The organism is Streptomyces sp. YIM 98790 (assembly GCF_011421595.1).
Taxonomy (GTDB): domain Bacteria; phylum Actinomycetota; class Actinomycetes; order Streptomycetales; family Streptomycetaceae; genus Streptomyces.
Window position 1 is genome coordinate 1 of sequence record NZ_WTLH01000342.1, and the last position, 2,860, is coordinate 2,860.

Genomic DNA, 2,860 nt, shown 5'->3' on the forward strand with positions numbered 1-2,860 from the left:
CCGGCCGGGCCGGGCGGAGCGGCCGGGCCTTCCGTTCCGCCCGGGCCGGCCGCGCCGGACGGCCACCGCCACCTGCGGCACCGGCCGGCCGGCCGGTCCGCGTCCGTTCCCGGGGAAACGGACGCTGCGCATCCGGGGCGCGGCGTGTGATCCTCGATGACGTGGTCCCGCAGAGTGTCAGCCCCGTCTTCGTCGGCCGCAGTGCCGAACTCGCCGCCCTGACCGAGGCGCTGACGCGCGCCGCGAGCGGCGAGCCGCAGCCCGCAGTCATCGGCGGCGAGGCCGGGCTCGGCAAGAGCCGCCTGCTGGAGGAGTTCGCCTCCCGCGCCCGCGCGGCCGGCGCGGCCGTGGCCGTGGGCGGCTGCGTCGAACTGGGCTCGGACGGCCTGCCGTTCGCTCCGTTCGCCGCCATCCTGCGCTCCCTGCACCGGCAGTTTCCCGAGGAGCTGACGGACGCCGCGGCCGGCCGGGAGGCCGAGCTCGCCCGGCTGCTCCCCGGCCTGGGCGACAGCGTCCCGCCGTCCTCCGGCGAGATCGCCGCCGACCGGGCCCGGCTCTTCGAGTTCACCGCCCGTCTGCTGGAGCGGCTGGCCGCCGCCCGCACGCTGGTGATCGCCGTGGAGGACCTGCACTGGGCGGACCGCTCCACCCGCGAGCTGCTCGGCTACCTCTTCCGCGGCGTGCAGGACGNCCTCTTCCGCGGCGTGCAGGACGCCCGCCTGGTGCTGCTGGCCACCTACCGCACCGACGACATCCACCGCCGTCACCCGCTGCGTCCCTTCCTGGCCGAACTCGACCGGCTGCGCAGCGTGCACCGGATCGAGCTGCGGCGCTTCACCCAGGCCGAAGTGACCGCGCAGATGACGGGCATCAAGGGCAGCGAACCCGCCCCCGACCTGGCCCGCACGGTCTTCGCCCGCTCCGAGGGCAACCCCTTCTTCGTCGAGGAGCTGACAGCCCAGTGCGCGGGCAGCGGGATGAGCGAATCGCTGCGCGATCTGCTGCTGGTCCGGGTGGAGGCGCTGCCCGAGGACACCCAGGAGGTGCTGCGGATCGTCGCCGAGGGCGGCTCCGCCCTGGAGCACGGCCTGCTGGCCGCCGTGGCCCGCTGCCCCGAGCCCGAGCTGCTGGCCGCACTGCGCGCCGCGGTCGGCGCCCAGATCCTGGTGCCCACCGACGACGGCGACGGCTACCGCTTCCGGCACGCCCTGATGCGGGAGGCGGTGATGGACGACCTGCTGCCCGGCGAACGCGCCCGCCTCAACCGGCGCTACGCCGAGGCACTGCAGGCCGCCCCGCAGCTGGTCCGCGCCGACCAGCGGGCCGCCCGGCTGGCCGGCTACTGGTACTACGCGGGCGAACCGTCCAAGGCGCTGCCCGCGGTGCTGGACGCCGCCGTCCAGGCCCGCCGCCGCCACGCCTTCGCCGAGCAGCTCCGGCTGCTGGAGCGGGCCCTGGAGCTGTGGGACGCCGCGCCGCCCGAGGCCCTGGCCGCACTGCGCCCGGTGGACACCGTCTGGGCCTATCCCGTCCCCGAGCCGTCGCACCCGGCCGACCAGGTGGACGTCCTGGCCGAGGCCACCGTGGCCGCGGTGCTCTCCGACCAGTCCGACCGCGCCCAGCTGCTGAGCCGGCAGGCGCTGAAGCTGCTGGACGAGCGGGCCGATCCGCTGCGCGCCGCCTGGTTCTGGATGCAGCGCTCCCGGATGAAGGGCGACGGCCTGATGCGGGAGGACGGCATGGCCGAACTGCGCCGCGCCAAGGAACTGCTGCGCGGCCGTCCGCCGACGGTGGTGCACGCCCAGGTGTTCGCCCTGGCCGCCGCCCAGTTGCAGGAGGAGACCCGCACACCGGAGAACTTCGAGGTCGCCCTGCGCGCCGTGGAGCTGGCCCGCTCGGTCGGCGCCGAGAGCACCGAACTGTACGCCCGGCACACCCTGGCCGCGCTGAAGACCGAGTCGGGGGCGGTGGAGGAGGGCACCGCGGAGATGCGGGCGGTGCTGGACCGGGTGCTGGAGTGCGGCTACATCTCGCTGCTGGGCCGCTCCATGGTCAACCTCACCGCGACGCTGGGCGGGGTGGGCCGGCTCGCCGAGGCCGAGCGGATGGCGCGGGAGAGCGAGGAACTCGCCCGCCGGCACGGGCTGGACGAGGCGCTGCCGTGGCTGGCCACCAACCGGGCCTGGGTGCAGTTCATGCTCGGGCGGTGGCCGGCGGCCGAGGAGTCCCTCCAGATCGCCGTGCGCCGCCACCGGGTGGTCCGGACCCGGGCCAGCGCGCTGCTGCTGACCGGGGTGCTGGCGGTGCTGCGCGACGGTGACACGGAGCGGGCGGGGGAACTGCTGTCGGAGGCCGTGACGCCGTTCACCGGCGGCCGTCTGCTGTCCGATTTCTCGCTCGCCGCCACCCGCCTGCGGGTGGACATCGCGGTCGCGGACGGGGACGTGGCGGCGGCCCGGAGGGCGTTCTCCGACGCCATGCCGCTGGTGGGGGTGCCGTTCGCCACCACGCTGTTCTGGGAACTGCTGGCGGTGACGGCAAGGGCCGAGTCGGAGGCCCGGCTGCGCGGGCTGCCGGGCGCGGAACAGGGCCGGGAGGAGGCGCTGGAGCACATCCGGCGCACGGTCGGGGAGGTGCCGGCCGCGCAGCCCATGTGGGCGGCGTTCGGCAGGCTGGTGGAGGCCGAGCTGCGCACCGCGCGGGGCCGGGACACGCCCGGGGACTGGGCGGAGGCGGTGCGGGCGCTGGAGCCGCTGTCCGTGCCGTACTACCTGGCGGTGGCCCGGGCGGGCTGGGCCGAGTCGCTGCTGGCGGCCGGGGACCGGTCCGGGGCCGCGCGGGCGCTGCGGCCGGCCCGGGA

The 2,860-nt window shown here is 76.4% G+C and carries 1 protein-coding gene; it reads left to right on the forward strand.

The window, feature by feature from the left end:
* Window positions 1-161 precede the first annotated feature (161 nt).
* Window positions 162-2,860, forward strand: a 2,699-nt coding sequence (locus GQS09_RS27790) for an AAA family ATPase (RefSeq protein WP_165990283.1), incomplete at its 3' end; no start/stop codon positions are given.